Origin of the sequence: Paenibacillus cellulosilyticus (assembly GCF_003182255.1) — a bacterium.
Lineage (GTDB): Bacteria > Bacillota > Bacilli > Paenibacillales > Paenibacillaceae > Paenibacillus_T > Paenibacillus_T cellulosilyticus.
Map to the genome: position 1 here is coordinate 438,525 of NZ_QGTQ01000002.1, position 25,575 is coordinate 464,099.

At 51.6% G+C, this 25,575-nt stretch carries 15 protein-coding genes; 1 reads left to right on the forward strand and 14 read right to left on the reverse strand.

From position 1 onward, the window contains the following. Window positions 1-18 precede the first annotated feature (18 nt). Window positions 19-2,133 (reverse strand): ABC transporter ATP-binding protein, encoded by a 2,115-nt coding sequence (locus tag DFQ01_RS04510; RefSeq protein WP_245946524.1) that lies wholly within the window; start codon window positions 2,131-2,133, stop codon window positions 19-21. 37 nt (window positions 2,134-2,170) lie between these two features. Continuing rightward, window positions 2,171-3,916 (reverse strand): ABC transporter ATP-binding protein, encoded by a 1,746-nt coding sequence (locus tag DFQ01_RS04515; RefSeq protein ID WP_110042676.1) that lies wholly within the window; start codon window positions 3,914-3,916, stop codon window positions 2,171-2,173. 597 nt (window positions 3,917-4,513) lie between these two features. Between DFQ01_RS04515 and DFQ01_RS04520 the strand changes: the two genes are divergently transcribed. Further along, complete coding sequence (locus DFQ01_RS04520) at window positions 4,514-6,364, forward strand: ABC transporter ATP-binding protein (RefSeq protein ID WP_110042677.1); 1,851 nt, start codon at window positions 4,514-4,516, stop codon at window positions 6,362-6,364. 404 nt (window positions 6,365-6,768) lie between these two features. On the opposite strand, the gene DFQ01_RS04525 is transcribed toward DFQ01_RS04520, so the two are convergent. From DFQ01_RS04525 to DFQ01_RS04580, 12 genes are all read right to left on the reverse strand, one after another. Next, on the reverse strand, window positions 6,769-7,734 hold the full coding sequence (locus DFQ01_RS04525; RefSeq protein ID WP_110042678.1) for an aldolase catalytic domain-containing protein: 966 nt from the start codon (window positions 7,732-7,734) through the stop codon (window positions 6,769-6,771). A 390-nt stretch (window positions 7,735-8,124) separates the two neighbouring features. Further along, complete coding sequence (locus tag DFQ01_RS04530; protein WP_174812554.1) at window positions 8,125-10,563, reverse strand: beta-mannosidase; 2,439 nt, start codon at window positions 10,561-10,563, stop codon at window positions 8,125-8,127. Between the two features lie 86 nt (window positions 10,564-10,649). Further along, the gene (locus DFQ01_RS04535; RefSeq protein ID WP_110042680.1) at window positions 10,650-11,747 is read right to left on the reverse strand and encodes an SGNH/GDSL hydrolase family protein; all 1,098 of its coding nucleotides are present in this window, start codon (window positions 11,745-11,747) and stop codon (window positions 10,650-10,652) included. A gap of 53 nt (window positions 11,748-11,800) precedes the next feature. Then, complete coding sequence (locus tag DFQ01_RS04540; protein WP_110042681.1) at window positions 11,801-14,062, reverse strand: DUF5060 domain-containing protein; 2,262 nt, start codon at window positions 14,060-14,062, stop codon at window positions 11,801-11,803. Between the two features lie 39 nt (window positions 14,063-14,101). Continuing rightward, a complete protein-coding gene (locus DFQ01_RS04545; protein ID WP_110042682.1) occupies window positions 14,102-15,130 on the reverse strand; it encodes a carbohydrate ABC transporter permease in 1,029 nt (342 codons plus the stop codon). A gap of 29 nt (window positions 15,131-15,159) precedes the next feature. Beyond that, the gene (locus DFQ01_RS04550; RefSeq protein WP_110042683.1) at window positions 15,160-16,062 is read right to left on the reverse strand and encodes a carbohydrate ABC transporter permease; all 903 of its coding nucleotides are present in this window, start codon (window positions 16,060-16,062) and stop codon (window positions 15,160-15,162) included. Beyond that, window positions 16,059-18,632: a DUF5696 domain-containing protein gene (locus tag DFQ01_RS04555; protein WP_110042684.1), complete on the reverse strand. Its 2,574-nt coding sequence runs from the start codon at window positions 18,630-18,632 to the stop codon at window positions 16,059-16,061. The genes DFQ01_RS04550 and DFQ01_RS04555 overlap by 4 nt, the downstream gene beginning before the upstream one ends. A 21-nt stretch (window positions 18,633-18,653) precedes the next feature. Further along, complete coding sequence (locus tag DFQ01_RS04560) at window positions 18,654-19,274, reverse strand: Yip1 family protein (protein WP_110042685.1); 621 nt, start codon at window positions 19,272-19,274, stop codon at window positions 18,654-18,656. Beyond that, window positions 19,264-20,724, reverse strand: coding sequence for an NHL repeat-containing protein (locus tag DFQ01_RS04565; protein ID WP_110042686.1), 1,461 nt, complete (start codon window positions 20,722-20,724; stop codon window positions 19,264-19,266). Before DFQ01_RS04565 ends, DFQ01_RS04560 begins: the two co-directional genes overlap by 11 nt. A 17-nt stretch (window positions 20,725-20,741) precedes the next feature. Then, window positions 20,742-21,614: a carbohydrate ABC transporter permease gene (locus DFQ01_RS04570; protein ID WP_110042687.1), complete on the reverse strand. Its 873-nt coding sequence runs from the start codon at window positions 21,612-21,614 to the stop codon at window positions 20,742-20,744. A gap of 4 nt (window positions 21,615-21,618) precedes the next feature. Then, a complete protein-coding gene (locus DFQ01_RS04575) occupies window positions 21,619-22,491 on the reverse strand; it encodes a carbohydrate ABC transporter permease (RefSeq protein ID WP_245946541.1) in 873 nt (290 codons plus the stop codon). A gap of 117 nt (window positions 22,492-22,608) precedes the next feature. Further along, entirely contained in the window at window positions 22,609-25,545 is a 2,937-nt protein-coding gene (locus DFQ01_RS04580) for an extracellular solute-binding protein (RefSeq protein WP_110042689.1), read from the reverse strand. Between the last annotated feature and the right edge of the window lie 30 nt (window positions 25,546-25,575).

The window sequence follows — 25,575 nt, forward strand, 5'->3', positions numbered from 1 at the left end:
GTGGCTTGTTTGTTGTTATTAGGAATGCGAATGAGCCGCTGCCGCTTGCTCATTATGCGGCTCCGACACACTTGCATTTGCATTGGCACTCCCGCCAGCACCTGCCTGCAGCTGGTACATGTCGTAGTACTTGCCGCCATGCGCCATCAGCGCATCATGGTCGCCGCGTTCGACGATGCGACCGCGGTCGAGTACGAGAATCTGATCGGCTTGGCGGATCGTGGACAGACGGTGAGCGATGACGAACGTCGTACGTCCTTTTTTGAGCACATCCAACGCCGCCTGAATGATCGACTCGGTCTCCGTATCGATGCTCGCTGTCGCCTCATCCAAGATGAGAATGGCCGGATCGTACGCTAGTGCACGTGCGAAGGAGATCAACTGGCGTTGACCGGCTGATAATGTCGCACCCTTCTCAACAACCGGCTCGTCGATACCGCCAGGCAGCTGCATGAACATGTCGTACGCGCCGACATCCTTCAATGCCTGAATGACGCGCTCGCGGCTGATCGTCGGATTGTCCAGACTGACGTTCGATGCAATCGTTCCAGTGAACAGGAACGGATCCTGCAGGACGATGCCCATATGCTGGCGAAGCAGCTGCTTCGGTACGTCGCGCACATCTTCACCGTCAACGAGAATTTGTCCATTTCCTTGTTCGATATCATAGAAACGGAACAGCAGGTTTAGAATCGAGCTCTTGCCCGAACCCGTGTGACCAACAAGTGCCACCGTCTCGCCTTGACGTGCTTCCAGCGATATGTTCCGAAGGACGTATTCGTCTTCTTTGTAAGCGAAGGAGACGTTGTCGAACTTCACGTCGCCTTTGCTCCGCGGAAGACTGCCTGCCGTTACATCTGTACCTGGCTCATCGAGCAGCTGGAATACTCGGCCTGCCGATACGCGTGCCGTCTCGAGGTTCGAGAGCTGATTGACGATGCCAACAATCGGCGTAAACATCCGGTTGATATAGTCGATGAAGGCGTACAGAACGCCAACGGTTACGAAAGTGCTCAATGACCCGCCCCAGAAAGTCCACAATACGGTGATGAATACGATATTCCGCAGCACACCCGTTAGGTTGTGGGAGGTGAGCGAGTTCAGGCTCAGCAGCTTGTTGGCATTGCTGAACAAGTCCTTATTGTGCTCGTCGAATTCCTCGATCGTCTTCTTCTGACGACGGAACGCTTGAATGATTGGCATCCCTTGGATCGATTCATTGATCATGCCGTTAATGTCGCTCAGCTTGCTCCGAATCGCCTCATTGATACGTCCTGCACGTCTGCGATATAGAATGATCCACACCACGAGAATCGGAATGATCGGAACCGCAATCAATGCGAGATGCGGGTCGAGCAAGAACAACGCGCCGATAATGGCAACCATGTACACGATACCGGAGAAGAAGTTCGCCAATACCGCTACGAACAGCTCGCGAACCGCTTCCGTATCGTTTGTAATCCGCGAGACAACCTTACCTGCTGGCAAATTGTCAAAATAATAAACCGGCAGTCGCTGAATATGTGCGAACACATCCTCGCGCATACGCTGCACGATGCGATTCGCTGTCGTAAGCAGCAAGAGCCGCTGCCCGTATGTGAAGAACGCTGCTATTACGAGCAAGCCCAAGTACATGCCTGCCGTCTTCAGAAGACGCGGCAGCTCTGGCTTGTAGAAATGATACAGCTCGCTCTTCGTCAGCTTCACAGCCAGGTATGATGCGCTTTCTCCTTCCTTGGAGACAATCGCCAGCTTTCCGTCAGCTGTAATGTCACGAGCCCCATCGAACGGCATATCGCCTTCGACGAAGTAATAATCACGTTGTACTTGAATGATGTGAATAATAGCACCGCTGGATTCATCCGTATTTAGACGGTCCTCCCGCTTATAGCTCTTGCCCGCATATTCAGCCGAGTCGGTCGTACCCGCAGCTACCTCATGCCACGGCTTCTCGATGCTGAGAATGTTCTGGTCGATCATCCGCTGCGCGATGAACGGACCGACGAGCTCAGCGCACACCGCGAGCGCAAGCAGAACGAGCGCGATAATGATTTTGCTCCTGAAGAGCATCGCATATTGAAAGAGCCGTTTGCCCGTTCCCGGACGCCGCTGCATTTGCTTTTCGTCATGCATGATTGGTTACACCTTCATTTCTTTATCTGCTAATTGCTTACGCTTCCGCCAACGCTTCGAGCTGCTGACGATCATATTGCTCCTTGTACCAGCCGTTCAGCTCAAGCAGCTCTTCGTGCTTGCCAGCTTCGGTTATGCGGCCATTGTCCAGCACGATAATCCAATCTGCATGCTGTACAGCTGACAATCGATGCGTCGTGATGATCGTCGTCTTGCCGGCGCGCTCGGTACGGATGCCTTCAATAATTTCAGCTTCCGTCCGTGCATCAACCGCAGACAGCGCATCGTCGAGCATCAGAATAGATGGGTTCGCAATAAGCGCACGCGCAATGCTGACCCGCTGCTTCTGACCGCCGGAGAGCGCTACGCCCTTCTCGCCCACGAGCGTCTCAAGACCGCTTGGCAGGAACGTTATATCCTTGGCAAACGATGCGCGATCAAGTGCACGCTGCAGGTCCGCCTCTGTCGCTTCCTCCGCGCCGAACAAAATATTTTCGCGAATCGTACGAGAGAACAAGATAGGCTGCTGCGGCACATAGCCGACCCAGCCGAGCATTTGATCAACCGCAATCCGCTCCATCGGCGTGCCTGCGATCTCAATCGCACCCTCGCCAAGTGGATACTCCCGCAGCAGCTGGCGAAGCAATGTCGTCTTGCCGCTGCCGGTACGCCCGACGACACCAAGCGTCTGACCCTGCTGCAGCATGAAGGACACGTCCTCCAAATTGTTCACGGTCGAAGACGGATAACGGAACGTAACCTCTCGGAATGCAATCGACTCCGGATTGTCCATCGTCTCCAAATCCGTTCCATCCGTGACGTCCGGCTTATAGTTCAACGTCTCCGCTACACGGTCGAGCGAGGCGTTGCCGCGCTGCATGACGTTGATAAGCTCACCAATCGCGAACATCGGCCAGATAAGCATACCGAGGAAGAAATTGAACGATACGAGCTCGCCGAGCGTAATTTCGCTGTGAAATACAAGATAAGCGCCGTAGCACAGGCCAATCAGATAGCTGAGGCCGATAAGAATTTTGTTCGTTGGCTCGAACAATGCATCAATCCGAGACACTTCGATGTTCCGCGCCAGCACTTCCTCCGTTTTTGCTTGGAAACGCGCACGGTCTGCTTCCTCTTGCACATAGGCGCGAACAACACGGACGCCTGCAACCGATTCGAGCACTTGGTCGTTCAGCTCGCCGAATGCGTCCTGCGCCTTCATGAACCGATCATGGATTCTGCCGCCAAAATATTTCAGCGCCAAAGCAAGCAGCGGCAGCGGCAGCAGCGCCGCAAGTGTCAGCTTCCAACTGATGAGTACAACCATCATGAACAAAATCGTCAACATGAACACGGTTGAGTCGATCAGGGTGAGAATACCGAATCCGGCTGTCGTAGAGATAGCGCCAAGATCGTTTGTTGCACGAGCCATCAGGTCGCCTGTCCGGTTGCGTTCATAGAACGTTGGCGTCATCCGCAGAAAATGCCGCATAAGCCGCGAACGAAGCAGCCTCTCCAGCACGATAGCTCCGCCAAACAGCTGGTACATCCATATGTACGTGATGACGTAGCAGATAGCCGTTAGGCCAATCCATCCCCCGATAATCCAATAAAACGTCGTGTCTCCCAGCCGTCCCTGCGTAATGCCGTCAATGGCATAACCAAGCACCTTTGGTGGGATAACCTCAAAAATACCGACGATAATGAGCAGCACAACGGCTACTGTATACCGCCTCCAATATTGTTTAAAAAACCAGCTTAGCTTGCGTAATACTGAGAACATAAACAGCTGTTCATCCTTTCCTTGCCAAAGATCCTATGCGTCCATCCGCCACAACCTTCGCACAACAAGAAAGGCGCATCGCAGTTTAAGTGTGCGATACGCCTCTCCGACCCCGTTCAGAACATACGTTCTGGACGAAGCCTGCAAAAAAGGCGCATGATTACATGATCGTAACCAATGCGCCTTATACGAACATTAGTCGTGTTAAGCGGATGGATTACGGTCCTGATTGTTATGATGTTGCACGTGAGTGTTAATGTTGCGTTTCATGGGACGTAATCCTCCTTTCGTTTGGGAAAATCTATTGGTCAATGTAACATGCCCAGGAATGGGGTGTCAACCCGTTTTAAGCGTATTCATGAATAAAAAAATGCCAGACACACTCTGACGCACTCTTCCCCATTTCACCAACAGCCGTAGTATACAAAGAAAATGTTCATTGCTTTCAATCGTTGTCAATCATTAATAGAAATATTATACTTAACAATATACCAAACGATTCCTTTCCCTTCTCCTCTGTCGAAACATACCTATTCCTGCGCTTGCTGATCAAATTAATAGGATTATCCATCCATATGAGATGTAAAGGGGTATGCTATGTCGATTCCGATGCCTGATCAAAGTCTCAGCCGCCGTGAACAATGGAAACGGACAACCCAGCTGCTGTCCACTCTGCTCCGTATCTACACCTTATCCTGGAAGCAGGCCCGATGGGGACTGATAGGGACTGCATTATGCCGGCTGCTGCTCGCCATTATCCCGCTCATCCATATGTATCTGGTCAGTCGACTCGTCAATGCCGTTACAGAAGTCATCACCGCTGGTGCCGGACTTAAGAACGTTCTCGTCATCCTCGCGATTCAGACCGGTTTATCCATCGGCTCAGCGGCGATACGTTCACTAGAGCAAATGATTATGGCAGCGCTTAAATTACGTATACAGGCTCATATCGAAGAACAAATGGCTGCCAAGTCGACGCGTCTGCCACTCGTTTATTTTGACCGACCGGATTATTACGACTCGTTTCATCGTGCGATGGGCAGCCAGCACAGCCTCATTTTGTTCGACAACTCCTTCATCGTCATTCAGAGCGCTCTGACGGTTATTGGTTACTTCGCTGTTGTAATTAGCTTCCACTGGCTGCTCGCAGTCGGACTGCTCCTATTCGTCATCCCATCGTTGCTTGTAAACATGCGGCTCGGCGAGCAGCGCTTCATCCAAATGCTCAATCAGACGGCGATTGCACGCAGAGTCAACTATCTCTACAACCTGTTGATTGGGCGCGAAGCGGCAAAAGAAATCCGTTTGTTCGGACTCTCCTCCCACCTGATCGACCAATGGCGTTCATCCTTCATGCTCAATGCCAAGCAGAAGCTGAAGCTTGAACGGAAAGGCATCACCATGAACTGGGGCGTTGATTCGTTCAACAGTATCTTAAGCGGAGCTCTTATTGTCGGTCTGGCATGGCTCGGAACGAAAGGCCGTCTGTCGATCGGTCAGTATGTCGCGCTGACTGAGGCTTTCAACGCGGTGAATGGACAACTGATGAGCATCTCCAGCAATCTAACGTTTATGTATCAAAATGTGCTGTACGCACAGGGGCTGTTCACGTTCTTGGATACGCCTGAGGAAGGCGCAAAACATCCTTCTGATGCGCTGCCGCTCTCCAAGCCGCTGCATAAGGGAATCGATATTCGCAATTTATCGTTCCAATATCCAAACCAGCCATTCCCGACACTGCATCAAGTGAATTTGCATATCCCGCCAGGGTACAAAATCGCCATCGTTGGCGACAACGGCGCAGGCAAGTCCACGCTGGCCAAATGCATTCTCGGCCTCTACTCGGCCTCCGAGGGTGCCGTGGAATATGATGGCGTCAACATTCTTGACTTGGAACCAGCTGATCTGCGCAAACGTGTCACCGCCGTCTTCCAAGACTTCGTCCGCTACCAATCGACCGTTCGGGACAATATCGGCTTCGGCGCGCTCGACCGTCTGCAGGATAACAGCTGGCTGGAGGTCGCCGCCTCCAAATCGGGCGCGAACGAGATTATTGAATCACTGCCGGAGCAGTTCGATACGATGCTTGGCCCTATGTTCGAAGGCGGCCGCGAGCTGTCGCAAGGCCAATGGCAAAAAATCGCCATCAGCCGCGCCTACTTCCGCGACGCTGAGCTGGTCGTGCTGGACGAGCCTACCGCTTCGATGGACCCGATGACCGAAGCAGCAGTATTCGAGAATTTCCTCCAGATTGCGGAGGGCAAGACGACGCTGCTCATCTCGCATCGACTCGGTATTTGCAAAGCGGTCGATCACATTATCGTCATGAAGCATGGCCGAATCGTGGAGCAAGGCACACACGAGGAGCTGCTGCGACTTGGCGGCGAATACGAGCAAATGTATCAAGTACAGTCGAAGTGGTATGACTCCGAGATTGTCACGGTATAGCGCGCTTGTGAGAAAGGGCTGTCGGATTTGTCATCCTTGGTGATGACGCACTCGACAGCCCTTTTTTGTTTGGATTGAAGCTTCGGTCTGACTACTCATAGAGGCTATTTCTCGCCTCTATCCTGCTCATGTTTCCGCCCGCGAACCTTTAGAGGCGGTTTATCGCCTCTAATCAACTCACACATCGGCGGCCCCGCCATTAGAGGTGATATTTCGCCTCTATCCAGCCTGCACGTCAGTTCGACTTCCATTAGAGGCGATTATCCACCTCTATCCGGCCCACCCGGCACCTCGACCTCCGTTAGAGGCGATATCTCGCCTCTATCCCGATAGCTTGGCAGCCCTGCCTTTTATGCAAATTATATATACAAAAAAGAGGCCCCCACAGGGACCTCTTGCATTCATTATTTACTATGTGCGATTTCTGGAGTCGTGAGACGATCGTAGAATTCTACGACGCGGTCGCGCATCTCCACGTTGTCACGTTGTGCCATACCCGAGCGTGGGTGCTCGTCCAGCATACCCGTAACCATGTATTCCATGATGTAGCCCCACTCTTCTTTCTCACGAAGCGGAAGCATGTATTTCTCGATCATGTCGAGGACTGGGCGAACGTTGTACTTCGCGTTCGGCAGATGTGCAACGAGCAGTTCCGTGTTGCAGTTACCTGCTGCGCGGCCCATGCCGTATACGGAAGCGTCAAGCAGCTCTACGCCACTCTCTGCTGCAATGATCGTGTTAGCGAATGCAAGCTGCATATTGTTGTGCGTATGAGCGCCGAGACGTTTGTTCGGCAGATGCTCTTTGAACTTGTTCACGAGGTACACGTAATCGTTAGGCTTCAGGCTGCCGTACGAGTCAACGATGTAAACAACGTCAACAACGCTCTCGCGAATGAGTTGGAATGCTTCGATAAGTTGGTTCTCCATAACGTTCGAGAGCGCCATAATATTCAGCGTCGTCTCATAACCGCGTTCATGGAAAATTTTAACCAGATCAAGCGCTTTGTCCACATCTTGGATGTAGCAAGCAACGCGGATCAGGTCGAGCATGCTTTCGCTGCGTGGCAAAATATCGTTCTCATCGACGCGGCCGATGTCTACGAGTGCCGACAGCTTCGTGTTGCCCTTGTTTGGAATAACTTTGCGGAGGAAGTCATCATCTAGGAAGCGCCAAGGGCCAGCAGAATCTGCGCCTTTGAGCAGCTTCGGCGAGTTTTTATAACCAATCTCCATATAATCGACACCAGCTTCGTTCAAGCTGTTGTACAGATGCTGAACGAACTCAACGCTGAAATCCCAATTGTTTACAAGTCCGCCATCGCGGATCGTGCAGTCGACGATTTTGCAATTGTTGTTTTTTGCACTCATACGTTTGATGCTCCTTATCGCTTAGCATTAGTTCTTTTTTTCCATCATACTTGAAATAGGACTCGAACGCAAAACATAAATCGACTTCCGACGCGCATTCCGACAGCATTACCGCGGATATCATGACAAAAGCAGCCGTGTGAGCATTCATGCTCGCACAGCTGCTTCATCACTTTTTCTACTTATATATGCGTGTTCAAAAAGTGAACCGGAAGTCTCTGCTTCATGCGAGATTCGCTGCCGAATACACTTCTTGTGTTGCTTCGTGATCGAAAGCGGACTTTTTGAACGACCTCATAAATTGCATGTTCAAAAAGTTCGGTTTTCAGCACCAGCCGAATACACTTCTTGTGTTGCTTCGTGATCGAAAGCGGCCTTTTTGAACGACCTCTATATATATTCCGCTGTTCGCACCGCATCATTCAAACAAGTTGGCACTAGCACTTCATCTGCCTGCAGACCTTCAATTCGAATCGTCCTCGCCTCTCCGGCACGGAGGTCGAAATAATTATCCGACAGCTTCGCTGCAAGATTCGGCAAGCATACATCCTTCGCGAATACATCGCTTGAGATCGTTACGATGATCGCACCGTTCTCTTCACGCTGCTCCATTCGCAGGTTAGCAGGCTTCAGCTCGAGCTGATAAGGCTTGCCGATCAAATACGAGTTGTCCGCCAGCACCTGACCATCCTGCAGCAATCGAACGAAGACAACTATACGTGCAGGATCATGATCACCTAGCTGCACGGTACCGATGCGAGTAGACCGATACCCGGAACCATTCGCTTCCAGCTTATCAGTACGGACGGTCTGCTGGTCCACAATATCATAGAAAGAGACTTCGATTTCACCTCGGAAGTCCCCCTTCTCATGAACGAGGAACAAGCCCGCTTGCTCTTCGCCTTGAACAACACGCAGCAGCGCGTTTGGCGTCTGGAACGTCCGCTTCATATAATAGTAGGACGGCTTCTTCACCTTATCATAGTCGACGATGGACCAGCTGATCGACGGCCACAGATCGCTCCACTGCCAGATCAGCGCCCCAGACGTATCCGGCATGCGCGCAATCCAATGCTCAACGCCAAGACGCAGTGCATTCGCCTGCATAAGCTGATTGACGTAGACAAAATCCCGCTTGTTCGCTGGAAGCCTGTAATCGCCAACCGTGTAATAAAGCAAGCGCTGCGTGCCGTTCGGCGCTTTCTGAATCGCTTGGAACTTCGCATGGCGCAGATCGGCTTCTCGATCTACTTGATCAAGCACCCGAACGGACGGATAAGACTGCATGCCGAACTCAGACAAGAACCGACCGTTAATGGTCTGATAGTTCTCATAAGGGGCGACATGACCCCATACCTGCCAGTAATGCTGATCGCCATAATCGTTGTCATTGTGGCCTTCGTCTACCGAATAGGAGAATGGACTCGTCGGCCAATATGGACGCATTTTGTCACGCGCACATTCCTCGTCCAGCACCTCGAAGTACAGCTTCTCGCCGTAACCGTTCTTGCGCTTCTTGCGGCTGTTCTCGACGAAATGCTGATTCTCGTTATTCCCGCACCAAAGCACGATACTCGGATGTTGGTTGTACGTATCGATGACGTAACGTGCTTCCTTGCGAACAAGCTCGCAGAACGCATCGTCGTCTGGGTAGTCGCCGCAGGCGAACATGAAGTCCTGCCATACCATCACGCCACGGCGGTCACACTCCGCATAGAAATCTGGATTCTCGTAATAACCGCCGCCCCAGATGCGGATCATGTTCATGTTCGCTTCCACGATCCCGTCAATCTCAGCAGCGTAATCCGCCCGTGTATCGAGACCTGGATAGAGCGTCAGCGGAATCCAGTTTACGCCTTTACACAACATTGGAATGCCATTTACTTCAATAATAAACTTGCGGCCCTGCTTATCGTACGGCTGCTTCAGCTCGACCTCACGCAAACCGATCTCACGCGACAATGCAGCCGTCTTGCAATCCGCCGTGACCGCTGCCATCAGCGTGTACATCGCCTGATCGCCGTATCCGATTGGGTACCATCGCTTCGGCTTATTCATGATGAGCGACAACGTTGTCTCTGTACCGTCTTTCGAGATCTCGACAGCGTTCTCGCAAGTCTCTGCCACCAGCGCATCACCGTCGTACAGCTGACAGAGGATATTCGCGATACGGCTGTCGGCACCAATAGCTGAAGCCGCGACCGTTACGTTCAGAATCGCCCGCTCGTCGCTAATATGCGTCAAATTGTACGTCAGCTTATCCGCACTGCAGCGCTCCAACACTTCGATATACACCGGTTTATGAATGCCAACCGTTACGAGGCGCGGCCCCCAATCCCAGCCATAACCATATTGCGCTTTGCGCCCAAACAATCTCGCAGGAATACCATTCCACAGCAGCAGCGGATCTCCGAATTCACGTTCCTTCTCTTGGAGAAACCGTGTAGGCGATGCAATGCGTATAACCATCTCATTATGCAGCCGAGCAGCACCGCTTATATCAAATCGATGAGCGATGAACATATTATCGGTCTGCCCAATCGTTTGACCGTTGAGGAGAATTTCCGCATATGTATCGACGCCTTCCAATACAAGCGCCAGCCCATCCGCTCTAAGCTGATCTTCAGACAGTTCGAATGATCGGCTATACGTCCAATCATCGTGCTCGACCCATTCCACAACAGGCTCAAACAGCGTTTGCTGCTCGTTCGGAAGCAGTCCTGCATTCATCAAATCTTTCTGCACAAATCCGGGAACCTGGGCAGCATATTGCTCGCCTGTTCGTTCATTGTTCAGCTGCCACTCGCCGTTAAGTGCTATCTTATCCATGGTCATCCTCACCCTCGTTACATGTATGGTTCTCTATGAACCTCTATTTATGATCATCTGCTGCATAGATGTGAAGCCATCTGCCATTACGGGATGATCCCGATAATCGCGAGACGCAGATTTGTGCCTTTGTTATTCGTGCCGCTTCCTAGAAACGTCTCCAACTCAAGCTGATGTTCGCCTACGGTCAACTCATCGCTGATCGTTAGGAGACGGAGCCAACCATCATTGCCATTCCAATCTGGCCGTTCCAGCTCGTACACGCGCCATTCGCCGCCATCGAGCCGATAACGGATTTCAGCCGTTGCCTTGCCGAAATCGATAGCGAGCGCAATACCGCGGCCTTCGAACGGAATCGTCAGCCGCGCACCCGGCGCTGTCGTGTCGAGTACGCGATCGACCCACTCATAATACGGCCAGCGGCGAATCGTCCACGGACCTTCCGTTAGCGCAGCGGTCAGCGGCATGGTTACCGCATTCCCCCAATGCAGCGAGTTTATCGGTTCGATGAGTGTACGCGCTGCTCTCGATTCCGTTAACACCTTATCAGCCGCTAGCTCTTGTTTCAAGTAGCGGATAACACTTTCTCCGTAGGCTAGACTTCCTCGATTGGTAGGATGCAGATTATCCGGCAGCCACTCTTCCCAGCGCATAAGCCCCCGCTGTACTTGTCGCATCGCGTACAATCCCATCCACACCGAGCCGATCGAATAATGCTCAGCCAGTGCCTCCAGCTCGGCAACCGATGATGGCTGCTCGCCAGCCATCATCGGTTCGTACATATCTTGGGAGAAGGTATGCGCAAGCACTACGTCGCGCTCTCCATCCGCCAGCAATTGGCGCAGCAGCCCTTCGCGCGTCCGCGTTCTTCGCTCCGTCGGAACGTCATTATCGTTAACGGCATAATCGACGAATACGATATGACAGCCTCGGTCGATCAAATCCCGCTTCGCACGAAACACGGCGAGATCACTGCCCGTCGCCCCAATCGCAGCATTCTCGACAACAATCCGTACACCTGGATAGGTGTCGACGAACCATGCAATGACCGGCTCCGGCCAATTATGTCTAGGACGAGCATCCGTAATCGAGCCCCCGATAAAGCCAAGCGTCAATTCACCTTCCGCGATCGCCCGCTTCGTATTGGCCAGATTGCCTCGATGATTCCATACTTGCAGCTCCATACCCGTCACCTCAATTACTTAAATCCGAATATGCTTCGCGAGTTACTTCGTGATCATTGGTCGAATATCCGGAACGCAACGTCGCTTCGCTCCGTTGCCGGCGCAGTCAGCGGCAAGCTGCCTGTTGCGTCAGGCTGTACCTGCTCTTCCTTCAGCACATCCCCGGTCCATGCGTCGATCCACTGCACATTGGCAGCCTTTGATCCCCATTCCGGAATCGACACTGTATGGCCGCCAACACTGCCTTCGGCAGCAATCTGCCAGCCATATGACAGCTGTTCGCCCTTCATGAGCCACGCGCTGCTTTCTGCCTTCATGATCGTCTTCGGCTGCTTCGTCGTCAACTTCGGATGGCGCACACTAATCGTGACTGGTTCTGCTTCCTTCGGCGTCTGCTGGGCGTATACTTTGACTCCCCAACGGACAATCGTATCCAGCGCATCCTCTGGAATCGTCGCGTCCCGCCAGTAGTGCTCTGGCACATCCTTCAACGGGACTGTAATCGTCGTCCATTCGCCGGCTTTCAGCTTCACGGACTGGGCATCATCTGCTTCCGTCCATTGGCCCGTCGGATGAAGCACCGCCTTCGCCAGCAGGCCGTCCGCACCTGCACCTTCCGCCTTCACCTCGAAGACAAAAGCATCGTAGCCTCTCCAATCCGACAACCCGCCGGAATTGTCATAATAGCCTTGCGAGAACTCGCCCGTTGCGAACCGCATCGGTACGCTTACGACTCTATCATCGCCGGTACCTGTTACTTCAGCTGCGTATACAACACCTTGCGCATCCTTGTTAGCAGGCGCCCAGTCCGGCACGGACCAACTGCTCTTGTCCTCGCCTTCACCGATCAGCGGAATGCTCGATGGCAGCGGCACCTCAACGCTAGGCGCATTCGCCTTCACAGGCTTCCGCTGTTCATTGAAGTCAATCGGATGAACGAATTGCGACAACACCTTCATTTGTCCGAACATCGGCTCGTCAACCTTCTCGATGTCCCACCAGACCGGCGATGAAGCAAGCCCGTTCGCCAATGCCACCCAGATCGCATTGTGATAAGCATTCACATCCGCTACGTTACCTGTTTCGCCAATGATAAGCGGCTTCTCATAGGAAGCCCAACGCTTCTGAATATCTTCGGCAAAAGCATCATGTCCGATATCATAATAGTTCTCACGGTCCGATACATCAACGGTCTGATACGCGTGATCCCAGTAATCCTCTTTATTACCCGCCATCGACGCGCTCGTCGGCCTGTGATAAGGGTCGTTCTTAGCAAAATAATCGTGAATCTTCGTCAGCCATTCATTCGCCTTCGCCTGATCCCCCAGCTGCCAGCCGTCCGTCCCGTTCACCTCGACGACGAGATCCCATACGCCCAGCGAGCGGCTGTAGCCCCAGCGTGCAATCATATAGCGGTACAGCTTCTCTTGATACGCCCATGCAGCATCGCTGGCATAGAAGTCCTTGGCTTCGCCAAGCGCCGAATAAGCGTTTTTCGTCCAAGTCGCTGGCCAGTTAATCTTATCCGCGAGCGAATCATGCGGCCATACGACGAAATTCATGATCAGATCGCGCTTCTCGAAGCTGTCGAGCAGCTCGTCGACCCGCTTTCCTTTGGCCACATCATATCGTCCAATTCCACTCGTAACCGACTCCAGCTGTTCATTGCCGCCGCCGCTGCCCGAATTGTCATAGTTGCCATTCCAATAGGTGATATAGTTAACGCCGTTGTTCACGAGAACATCCAGCATCGTTTCATTAATCCCCCACGGATAAGCAACCCCTACACCAAAAAACGACGTGCCGTCGTTGTACTGCAGAAATCGTTTGTTCGTCTTCGACACTTCAATCCAGCCATGATGATCAGACGCTGTAACAGCGAACTTACCGCCATCTAAAGTGGACGATCCAGCGCTGTCCTTCAATGAAATATTGTAGCTCCAGTCTCCCGTCTCGCTTGGCGAGAAACGAATGCGCCAGTCGCTTCCATCATAAAAGCCGTTAATCGGCCATTCAGCTCCCGTAGGCGATTGGAATGTCGCGCTCAAATCAACCTCGGCTGGATCATATGGATTGCTATACGTCTCGCTCAAGTGAACGAGCAGCTCGAATTTGTCATATCGGCCTACCTGCTCAGTATTAGGAACTACGTCTACAATTCCGACTTTCTCTTCATTCGTCTGCTGCAAAGTCGCACTCTCCTCCTTGCCCTTGTCGCGATCGCGCAGCAGCATAATGCCTGTAACTGCGGCAATCACGACAACGACGGTTATGATGGTAACGGGAATAGCAGCAAGCTTAACGTTACGCTTCATCTCGAACTCTCGCTCCTCTTCTGCCCGGGGCCAATTCCATTAGCCAACTACACCTGTACGCTCTACGCTCTCTACGAAATACCGCTGGACGAACAGATACATGACAATGAGTGGAGAGATTGCAACAAGCAAACCAGTATCAACAATCATGGCAACATAGTTCGGATCCGGCTTCGCGTTAGGGTCAGCGCCACCATAGATGACAGTCGAAATATATACCCCTGCGTTGCCCGGGAGCGAAGCAATCTGCGACGGCATCAAATGCATGTCGCTCATGAACATCGAGTTGTAGAACGTATCGTTATACTGCCAGACGAAGGCGAACAACATAACCGTAATCAGCGGCGGAACCGCATTCGGCAGCATGATACGGAAAAACGTCGCAATGCCTCCCGCCCCATCGATCAGTGCAGCCTCTTCGATCTCCGCCGGCATGCCACGGAAAAACTGACGGAAAATATAAATATACAGCCCCGCCTTAAGCCCGTTAGCCGTCACTGACAGAATCGTAGACGGCCAGTACGAGTTCATCAGGTTGATGCCATCCTTACCGGTAAATAGCGTCACCAGGTTCAGAAAATCAAAGCTCCGAAAGTGGAGATACGTCGGTACCATAAGCGTCTCTGCCGGAACAAGAATCGTCAGTACGACGAGTCCGAACAATAGGTTGCGCCCTGGGAACGAGAACCTCGCGAAGCCATATCCTGCCAGAGCACAGGATGCGGTAGACAGAATCATCATCGCAACGACGAACAGCAGCGTTTGCCCGAGTGTCGGGAAGAACTTCAATACTTTAACCGCAATTTCAACATTACTGAACGTAAAGTGCTTCGGAACGATAAAGATCGTCGGGTCAAATATATCGTCTCTCGACTTAAACGCTACTGATAATTTCAACAAAAGCGGATAGACGATAATGAACGAAATACCGATGATGAGCACATACCGGAATATCGACCACACCAGCTCCCCGGCCCTCGTCCGAACCCGATGGGCTTGACTGCTGTGCAGCAATGTGTCGGAACTTAACCCATCCTTGAGCTGAGTAATTCGCTTAGCCAGCTGCATAAATCACGCCTCCTTCGAAGCTGATCGCGTTAATTGTAATAGAACACTTTCTTGGAAATGAGGTAGCCGATAACAAAGAGCAGCAATGCCGCTACGAGCGTATACAGCCAAGACATCGCGGCGCTCAGGCCGAAGTTCTGCGATGTGAAAGCCGTCTTGACGATCGTCCTCGTCACCGTACTGTCAGTGAACGAATCGATAATGGTATAGATGACGTTCGTTAAGATGAGCGGGCTGACCATCGGGAACGTAATTTTCCAGAACGTCTCGTAGGAAGTCGCCCCTTCGATCTTCGCAACCTCATACATCGAACCTGGTATCGACTGCAGCGCTGCTAGGAAAATCAATATTTGTACGCCGCTCGCCGTAATAATCTCGTAAATCCGGTCAACTGCGTTGATTAGATAGTCAACAGCCCACATGGGTGCGCCACCTTCAAGCAGAGTATCGACGAGCGGCAGTGTATTGAACATTGCCGATGCGCCTTCCATCTGCTCCGCCGTCGTCGAATCGCCGATCAGACTAATAAGTCCTTGCGCTTCCGCTGCCGCTACTGCGCCGGATGCCAGAATAACCGGCAGAAAGAACATCGCACGTGCCAGTGCACGGCCTCTGAATTTCTGATTCAGCAGCGTTGCGCAGAACAAGCTGAAGAACAGAATAAGCGGTACGTTGACAAGCATATTAATGACCGATTCCGTCAATTGACGATTGAAATTCGCATCCACAAACAGCGCGTTGTTGAAATTGCCCCAGCCGACGCTTTTCAGCGTGAACCCGCCAGGTACAAGCTCAAGCTTCGTGAAGCTGAATTTGATCGATTGAATTAACGGAACTGCAAACAAGAATATAAATCCGATCAGCCAAGGCGACACGAAGGCGAAGCCGAGGATTGATCTTCGCCTCTTCAACGTCATTGGAGGCATCTTCATGCGCCTTCACCGCCTATTACATATTGGTTGGAGTCGATCGAAACACCGTCTACCGTTACGGCAGTATCATTATAGTTCACCGTAATCGTCGTACCGTTTCCGAATGTCGACCGATAGACACCTTCCTGGAGCTTCTCATGGTTCGTCATCGGCACGGAACGCAGTGGAGCAAGCACCTGATCCGCCTTCTTGTACAGGTCAGCGGCTTGATCCAGCCAGTCGGTATACTGCGTCGCGTACCAATAATCAAACTTCGTAAATTTGAATTCCGTCGAAGACTCATAGGTCCATACGAATCTTGGCGATGCGCCATATTCTAACAGCTTGAGCAGCTGTTTCGATGGATCCTGCTCCGTCGATTGATTGATTGGCTCCCCCGTATAATCCGCATAACCGTGCATAACGAGCTCATAGAATGGTACGCTCTCATCCGTGATGTTGAAGCCGCTGGATGACATTGGCGCATCAATGATATGAGAGGCATACGGCAAGGAGTAGCTGTTGCCGCCATCCACCATTAGATCGGCATATTCCGAATGCAGCGAGTTGAAACCGTCTGCAGCGATCGACTTGGCCGTCTGGCGATTCACCACTCGACTGGCGCGATAATCGCCGTTCAGTTCTTCGCCCAAATCGCGCAGCGACAGGGAGCTCAGTCCCAGCTTGCTATAACGCGACGAGAAACGATCGATAAAGGCCGGAAGCTTCGATGGTGACAGCAGGTAGAACAGTCCTAAATCGCTATCCATCCGATTCAAAGCGCGATTAATCGGCGCCTGCAGCGCAACTTCCCTTGTCGTAAACCGAGCTGCGTCTGAGGATGGCGCAAAGCCTAATGTATCCTCGTACACGTGCAGGAATGCCGTATCCGGATACAGCGCACCTCCGCTGTTCTTCAGCTTATCGGCAAGCTTCTTGAAGCCAGACGTTCCTCCCAGCTTGCCAAGCGGCTTCGCAGCTGAAGGCTCATGATAAACACCGCCTGCCGACCATCCGAGCATTCGCATTCGGATATTATCGATTCCTTGCTCGTTCATTTCATCCGCCATCATGCCAGCCTGCTTGAACGTCGTTACGGCGTTTAATGCTTCATATGGAACGCCCAACACCGATTTTGTTTTTGTCGTTGCGCCAATAACGTCAACATAGAACGGCAGCTTATTCTCGCTTGCTGCGAGCGGCTGTAAGCCCGCTCCATCTGCCAGCGTGCTGCGATATTCGGCGGCGATACCCGCGTAATTCGCCTTTGCTCCATTCAGAAATCCGTAAGACACTTCGATATCACCGGCATACAACGATTTTGTCAGAATCGGAATTTCACTCTCTTTGCCGCCGGAGTACATGAAGAGACTGTCTTCGGCTCTTACTTGGAAGCTTGCATAAGCATGATTGTACGAATTCGTCTTGCCAGAAATATCAGCGTTAATGCTCGCAAGAGCCTCGCCCTTATCGATAACGCCATACCAAGCCGTATCACCCGATTTCATACCGAATACCGGCATTCTGGCACTCTCGCTCACCTGTGACCGCCGCGTCGAATTGTCCGTATGGTCTTGACCATAGACGACCTGCGAGTAATGATCATCATTGATCTTGCCGTTATTGAAATAAATGAGGCTTCCCGAGCCATCTGGTACAAGGATATATCCTTGCTCCGATGTGCCGGCTGCGCCGAAGAAATTCATCAGTTCGATCGTACGTAAAGTGAAGCCCTTCGTCTCTTCAATCGAACCAACCGGAATGCGGACGGATAACTTGCCATCGTTCAGACGATATTCGAGCGGTATGACGAATTTCGCCTTTGCACTGCCTGCATTGCCGCCGTCTGCACCGTTCTCGGCATTATCAGCAGCCAGATCTTCTTCCGTGTAGCCGGCCTTTGCGAACGCATCGACCATTTTCTTAAGGACGAGATCCTTCTTCACTTGCTCCTCGATTAACTCCATCACATCCGGGTTCGACTTCGAAGAATAATAGCGCAGCGATACATATTTCGCAGTCGCTTCATCTAGTTTATCGAGCACCTTCTCCTGCAGACGGGTTTTACTGATCAGCTTAGGCAGAGCAGCAACCCCTTTGGAGCTGTCGCCCAGTGTGTAGACGACACGAACGCCATTCTTGATCGACTCTACCGTAAACTGCTTCTTCTCCACGCTGTCCACGTAGCTGCCGAACGTTACTTCATTCATTACCTTATCGCGGAACGTCAGCATGAACTGTGAATTCATCGTTCCTTTCTCGAACGGCTGAGCGATGCTGTCATCATTGGCCCCAGTAGGATTGGAGTACCACACTTGCCCGCTCTTCAGCTGCTTGATTGCAATTTGGGCATTGTCTGGATTGAAATATAAGCCAAGCTCATCATCCTGTGCGGCCAGCGACATGCCAGGCACGCCGCCTGTCGAATCCTTCAATGGCTTATATTCGCTGCCTGCCTCAGTTGCTGCAGCATCTACAGTAGCTATAGCCGCAGTTACAGGCGCTCCTCGGTTAAGCAGCTTGTAGCCTCCCCAACACAGCCCGATTAGTACGAGGACAACAAGCAGTGAATAGATCGTTTTTTTACGCATAACTGACTGTGCCGCCTCCTTCTAGTTACGGAATATAAGCTCGTAGTAGATGTTGTAAATGAACTCGATAATTTGTTGAATGAGACTGAACACCAGCATGCCAAGGAATACGATGATCGCCATGACTACAATCGTCAGCAGCATCGTCACGATCGTTTTCGTCACTGTATATTGATGAACCGTCATCATCCCGACAAACAGCAGCCATATGAACCATAAGCCTGCAAACGAATTCAGCAAGTAAAAGAAGGACGACTCTTCATTCGTGATGAAGTTACTCATCAGCGTTGTCGGATAATAAATAAGAACAAGCGGCGTCAATGCATAAGCCGTCGTAATCATAATTTCTTTCAATCTGCCTTCTCCGTCGAGCAGCGTCGTAACGGACCAATTGCTTAGACACCATAGGATGAAAGGCAGCAGTATGTATTTGAACTCGTCGATACTGTTCAAATACCGTGGATCGTTAAAATTCACGAGAAAGCCGGAAAATTGCTTCTGAATAATGACCGCGATGATGAGAAGCAGCAGGATGAGCAGTGCGACAAGCCCTTTGCCCTTCTTCTCATATTTCATATCCCAGAAGCCGTCGAATGGACGCACGATGACATGGAGCGGAAATCGAAGCCACTCATACTTCATGTGAAATCAACCTCCTTCTTCTGCGAAAGCGAACCATCATCCATGCAGCCAATGACGCTAGCGCTATTACCATGATCACGGTCATTGCCTGGCCGAAATGCTCTTTGATCACTTCACGACGGTACCGTTTGTAAGCGACCGAATAGTCCTTGCGATCCAATCCCAGCTTGAAGTATGTCATCGCTTCCTTATTGCGCTTCTCCATCAGGTACGACTTGCCGATACCGATATACGCGATATCATAGTTGCTGTTCAGCTTCAGAACCTGCTGCCAGACCTCTACGGCCGCTTGGTCCTGACCATCATTATGGAGTGCTACGGCTTGATTCACTGAACTGCCGAATGCAGTCGGTTTGAATTCTACAATTCTACCGCGGCCCTGATCCAATACAGCCATTCGATCTCCCATCGCTTCAATCGCAACTGGAAGCTTGAAGGTACCTAATTGATTGCCTTTGCCGCCAAATACATAGAGCAGATTGCCTTCCTCGTCATAGGTGAAGATCCGGGAGCGAAGCGAGTCCAGCACGCTGTACATGCCGTTATCACGAACCTTGACGTCAACGAGTTGTGACGGTCCTCCATCGTTGCCCATCTGCCGATAACGAATATCGCCTTTGACCGGGAAATATCCATATCGCTTCAATACATCGTCGCCCGAGGGGCTAATTCGCTTCACTGGCGTATCCGAGCCTGGGTCAATGTTCGTTGCGTATACGAAACCCTTCTTATCGATATCCACATTCGAGAACTCCGTTGGAATGAACAGGACCATCTTCGCCCGCTGCGCTTTGGTCGCGTACAGCCGCCAAGCATAATCCGCAGCATTCGGCTGCACCTTGTTCGTGCCGACGAAGCCGATGAAGGAGCCATCCGAATCGAATTGGACAATACCTTCAAACACGCCGCGCGTGACGACATATACACGCTTCGCACGGTCGACAGTCAGCTTGAGCGGTACAAAATCGAAATTCGATGCCAGAATATCCGATTTCGGATTCGCAATAATGCCAGCGAGCTGACCGTCCGAGTGCAGCATGACGACACGTTTATTCTCGGTGTCAGCGATGTAGAGCGTACCGTCATCTGCTACGAACATGCCCTCCGGCTTGTTGAATCCATCCTGCTTGCCATTATTATCGAAGCTCTTAATGACAGTCTTGAGCTTCCAATTGCTGTCCATGACGACGATTCGATTGTTGCCTCTGTCCAGCACGTAGACACTACCATTGGCCGCATACATATCCGACGGCTCGAGGAAGTTGCCAATGCCCAAACCTTCTCCGGTAATCGAGCGCGATGGCAGATAGGCTTCAGGTGAAGGAACCGCATCTTCCCAATAATTGTAGTTGTAGCTCTCGTACGGGGCGGACGCCGCAGCAGTCGGCGCAGCGCCCGATACGAGCATGACAATCGCCGCAAGGACGATCAGCATCCGTCTTGAACGCATGAACATTCCTCCGCTCTTTAGTCTTTCATACCCGAAGTAGCCATCGTCTCGATAATCCGGCTCTGTGAGAAAATGAATAATGTAATCGGAACGCTCATCAGCAGCAGTGCAACAGCAGCACCCACGCCGGCGCGGGCAATACCGCCTTGAATAATTTGCGAAGAAGCATAGTGCAGTGACTTGAGCTGCTCGCTGTAGATAAAGCCGTTGCCATCCGATCCCCACAAGAGCTGGAATAACAAAATAACAAGCGTCAGCCATGCCGGCTTCACGTTCGGCATAATGATGGACCACCAGATGCGATATTCAGTTGCGCCGTCTATCTTTGCAGCCTCAAGCAGCGCGTCTGGAATTTGCTCAATAAATTGCTTCATTAGGTACAGTCCAAGCGGGAAAGCGAACGCAGGCACAATGACCGCCCAGTAGCTGTTAATCATGCCGAGCCACGACATGATCATGTAGTTCGGAATTGCCGTAACAGCAGGCGTGAACATGAGCGACAGGACAACGATCGTGAACAAGATGCCTTTGCCCGGGAAGCGATGCTTAGCCAGCGGATACGCAGCGGCCGAAGCCAGCAGCACGTGCCCGACGATCCCCATTCCTGTAATGAATACGGTGTTGAAAATATAGCGCGTGAACGGCACCCAGGAGTTGCCGAGCAAATTCATTAAGTCCGTAAAGTTGCTCATCGTCGGATTTCGAACGAACAACCTTGGCGGGAATAAGAAAATTTCATCAAGCGGCTTGAACGCATTGTTGATCGCGTAGATGAGCGGCAGCACCATGAAGGCGCCGAATCCAGCCAACAGAACAAACAACGATACGGTTCCTGCGAATGAACGGTTTACCCTTTTCTTCCGAGGAAGCAGTCTTAACGTCATATTCATCCGTTCATTCACCTACCTTCCGCAGCAGTTTTTGCACAATCAGGTTCGTGCCGACCATCAGCATAAACAGGACGGTCGCGATTGCCGATGCGTAGCCCATCTCGAAACGAATCGTACCGTAGTCGATCAAGTGGGTAACGATTGTTTCACCGGCGTAGTTCACGCTCGGGAAGCCGGCCAAGTAAATCGAAACGTCAGCTACGGCGAATGAAGTCGTCAACTGAATAACGGCGCCGAACATTAACTGCGGACGCATCGACGGCAGCGTGACATACCACAGCTCCTGCCAGCGATTGCGAACACCGTCGACGGCAGCTGCCTCGTAGAGTGTCTTATCTACAGTCTGCAAGCCAGCTATGAAAGCGAGGAAGCCGGTACCAAGACTTAGCCACAACTGAACGAGAATTAAAATCGGCAGTATATACTCTTCTTTCTTCAGCCATTGAATCGGTTCATAGATGAAGCCGAATTTCATCAGCAGGCCGTTCATAATGCCGTAACGGTCTCCGGAGAAAATGATCTGCCAAATAAAAAATATATTGCCTGATATGGATGGCGCATAAAACACAAGGGTCATGAGCGCGCGCACTTTAGGCGACATTTCGTTAATAATCCAAGCAAATACGAAGCAGGCAATATAGCTGACAGGTCCTGTGATCGCTGCGAAGAGCAGGGTGTTCTTGATCGCAATTAAGAACACGTCATCATCCAAGAACAGCCGTGAATAGTTCTGCCACCCGATAAAACGCGGAAACTCCAGCATGTTGAAATACGTAAAGCTGATCAGTACCGACATCACGACCGGGAGTACTGTGAACAAGCCGAAGAGCAGCATGTAAGGCGCAAGCAAAATGTACGAATGCTTGCTCACCTTCATTTGCCGTCTAAGCTCTGCCAGTTTCGCCCGTTTGACGCGCTGCGTCTCGGAAGAGGATCGTTCCGTCTGCAAGCCCGTCTCAGCTTTAGACAAAGAAGTCATTCCGGCATCCTCCTTCTAATTCGGCAGTCCGAATTCGGTCCGCTTCGTGCGGATTTCATCTTGAATGTACTGCACGTAATCCATTAGCGATTCTCTCGCTTCTGTCTTGCCATTCACGACTTTATAGAATGCATTGACCAGATGCCGTCCTGTGAAATAACCGCCTGGTACTTCTGGCACGCCTTTCACCGTATTGAATTGCTCCGACAGATTGCGATAGTCGGTAATCGGCCAAGGCAGTTCATCAAGCGCCTCAATATTCGCGGTCGGATAACGTGCCGCAGCCCCCATCAGACCTTCCATTTCACGGCCGAACTTCGTCTGCGCCTCGCTGCTGGTCCACCATTGCATGAACTCCCACGCCGCTTCCTTATCCTTCGCCTGCTGCATCATGACAACACCGCTGCCGCCGCTAGGCACCGTACGGTCGATCGTTCCATCCTCCTGAACCGTACCCGGAACAGGGACGAACTGCCACAATCCGTTAATCTCTGGCGCGAATACAGAAAGCGTGTTGTACATCGTATAATCCGCTATGCCAATCGGCATCTCGCCTGTACGGAAACGGTTCGCGAAGTCGAATTCCTTCGGCAGCTTGTAGTCGGTGTAAAACTCGGTCCACTGCTTGAACGCCTCAATGGCAGTTCTGGAATCGAGGTCCGATTGCTTGCTGTCGTTCCGATAAAATTGTCCGCCATGCTGATAGAGCAGCAGCGTATAGATCGAGTTCGGCGGAATGTTCTCACCCGGATAAGCTGGCGTCAGGGTAAGCGGAAGGCCAAAATCCATATGCTTCTTATTCAATACCGCAAGCAGGCTGTACACATCGTCCCAAGTTTCCGGCACTTTCAATCCGAGCTCCTTCAAGACGTCCGTCCGATAGAACAGCATGTTGAACGTCTGTGTCTCCGGCAATGCGAAAGTACCGCCTTCATATCGATACGGCGTGATAGCACTATCGCGGAATCGCTTCATGACATCATCAAAGCCCTCATACTTACTTAGGTCCTCAACCGCGTTACGCATCGCATAGTTCACCGGAATATCGCTGCCCACCTGCATCGCAACATCCGGCCCCTGCCCGGCTAATGTTGCTGGAAGCAGCGTCGACATATTGACCAGTTCGACATTGACGCTGATGCCCGTTTTCGGGGTAAAGCTGTCGTCGATCATCGATTTCAATGTCTGCGCCTGATCGCGTCCGCTGCCAATCCATACGGTGATGGTGCGATCCGTGCCTGCCGCAGCGACGCTGCCGATTTTGCTATAGTCGATGAAGAAAGAGTACATGAATGTCGTCAACTCATGCAGCAGCTTCCGCCACCAGGAGGAGCCGCCTTTGGGCAGCTTCTTATCAGGCGAAGCAACGTAGATCGCGTCGATCTCAAGCGGCATTTCTCTCGCCCGCTGGATCCAAGTGCCAAGACCGCCTGTATTCGTTTTGAATGAGGTTAATTGCTTCGGAATGTAGTCCGGACGCTTGATCATATAATCAAGCTGATCGGCCATCGTATTGAGCAGCGCTTCCGCATCGCTCCGTCCGCCTGACATTTCCTTCAATTGCTTCGAGATCGAGGAGAGCCGTTTGCTCTCATCTTGAAACAATTCGAGCAAGCCAGGAATTTTCTCTTCCACTTTATAGTCACGGAATGGGTCCGGCGAGCTGCTCGTAATCATCAGAATTTTACGGTACATCGCGTTCAGATTGAGCAGGCTGGTTTCAACTTCACGAATAAGCGGTGCGAATTGTCCCAGCCGATCTTCCAGACGGAGTTCATGCTTACCCTTCGTCAAATAAAATTCATACGGCTCATCGCCGCCAAGCACATCCATTCGATAGCCATTCTTATACTTGAATGGGATCTCTTCCATTTCCTCGAACGGCACCTTGCCATCGATACTCAGACGTCGTACAGCATAAGTGCCTCGCACGAAGTTTTGCTGCGTACGCATACCGATTTTATAAAGTCCTGTCTCCGGGACATCTATTTCCCAGGAAATCCATTGACCCGGCAGACGCCAGTTGTATCCGCCTATCGTATTGACCTTCACCTTCGATGCGCTATACGGATAAACGGATGCGCTTGCGCGTTCGCTTACTGGATATAAGGTAGGAGAAGACTTGTAGGTTGCTGCCTCGCCTTGTATTTCAATAAGCTGGCCTTCCGCAGCACGGTAGCCCTGCTTCTCATATTCCGCTTTGACATCCGCATACGTTTTTGGTTGTTCGATCGGCACAAACGACAGTTCTCGTATAACCATTGGCTCACGCTGCGAGACAAAGGAAAGGGTATGTTGACCCGCTGTCAAATGAAACGCAAACGGCTGGTCATACTTGCCGTCCATATCCTGCGCAAGCGTTGTCTGCCAGATCGGCGACTCTACTTGTTCTGGTCGGATGTCGTTGCCTTGATTATCCTGTCTAACCTCTTTCAGCTCATTGACCCAAGTACGATCGAATTTGATATAGGTGGCTTCGTAGAAAGGAAGTTTGCCATCAATTAGAACCGAGCGTTGAATCGCAGAGCTTTTGCCTTCAATCGGAAAATAACGTACAGACAAGTTATATTGGCCCGTCTCTGGAACATTGAATGTCCATTCGACCGTTCCTTCTTCAGCTGTGACGATCGAGATGCCGTCCACCCCTTCATAATTGTCCCGCTTTTCTACGGTCATCCCTTCCGTCCTCGAGTAGGACGAAGCCGGTATGACGATTGAGGCGGATGGATGCGCATCATTCGTATAGCTGTCTATGTATTCGTTATATGGCAGACGATCATCGATCGAAGCGAGCGTATCAAGCGAGTCAGCAGCAGCTGCGACCTCTGTTTGCTCCCCATTCGCTTCGGCCGATGCTGGCAAGGCCGCTGCCGACATGGCAACAGATCCAGCCAACAGAACAGCAATCGCACTTACCATCCATTTTCTAACCCGCCGTATGTCTTTGCCCATTCCGATCTGCCCCCCATTATGACTGAGACC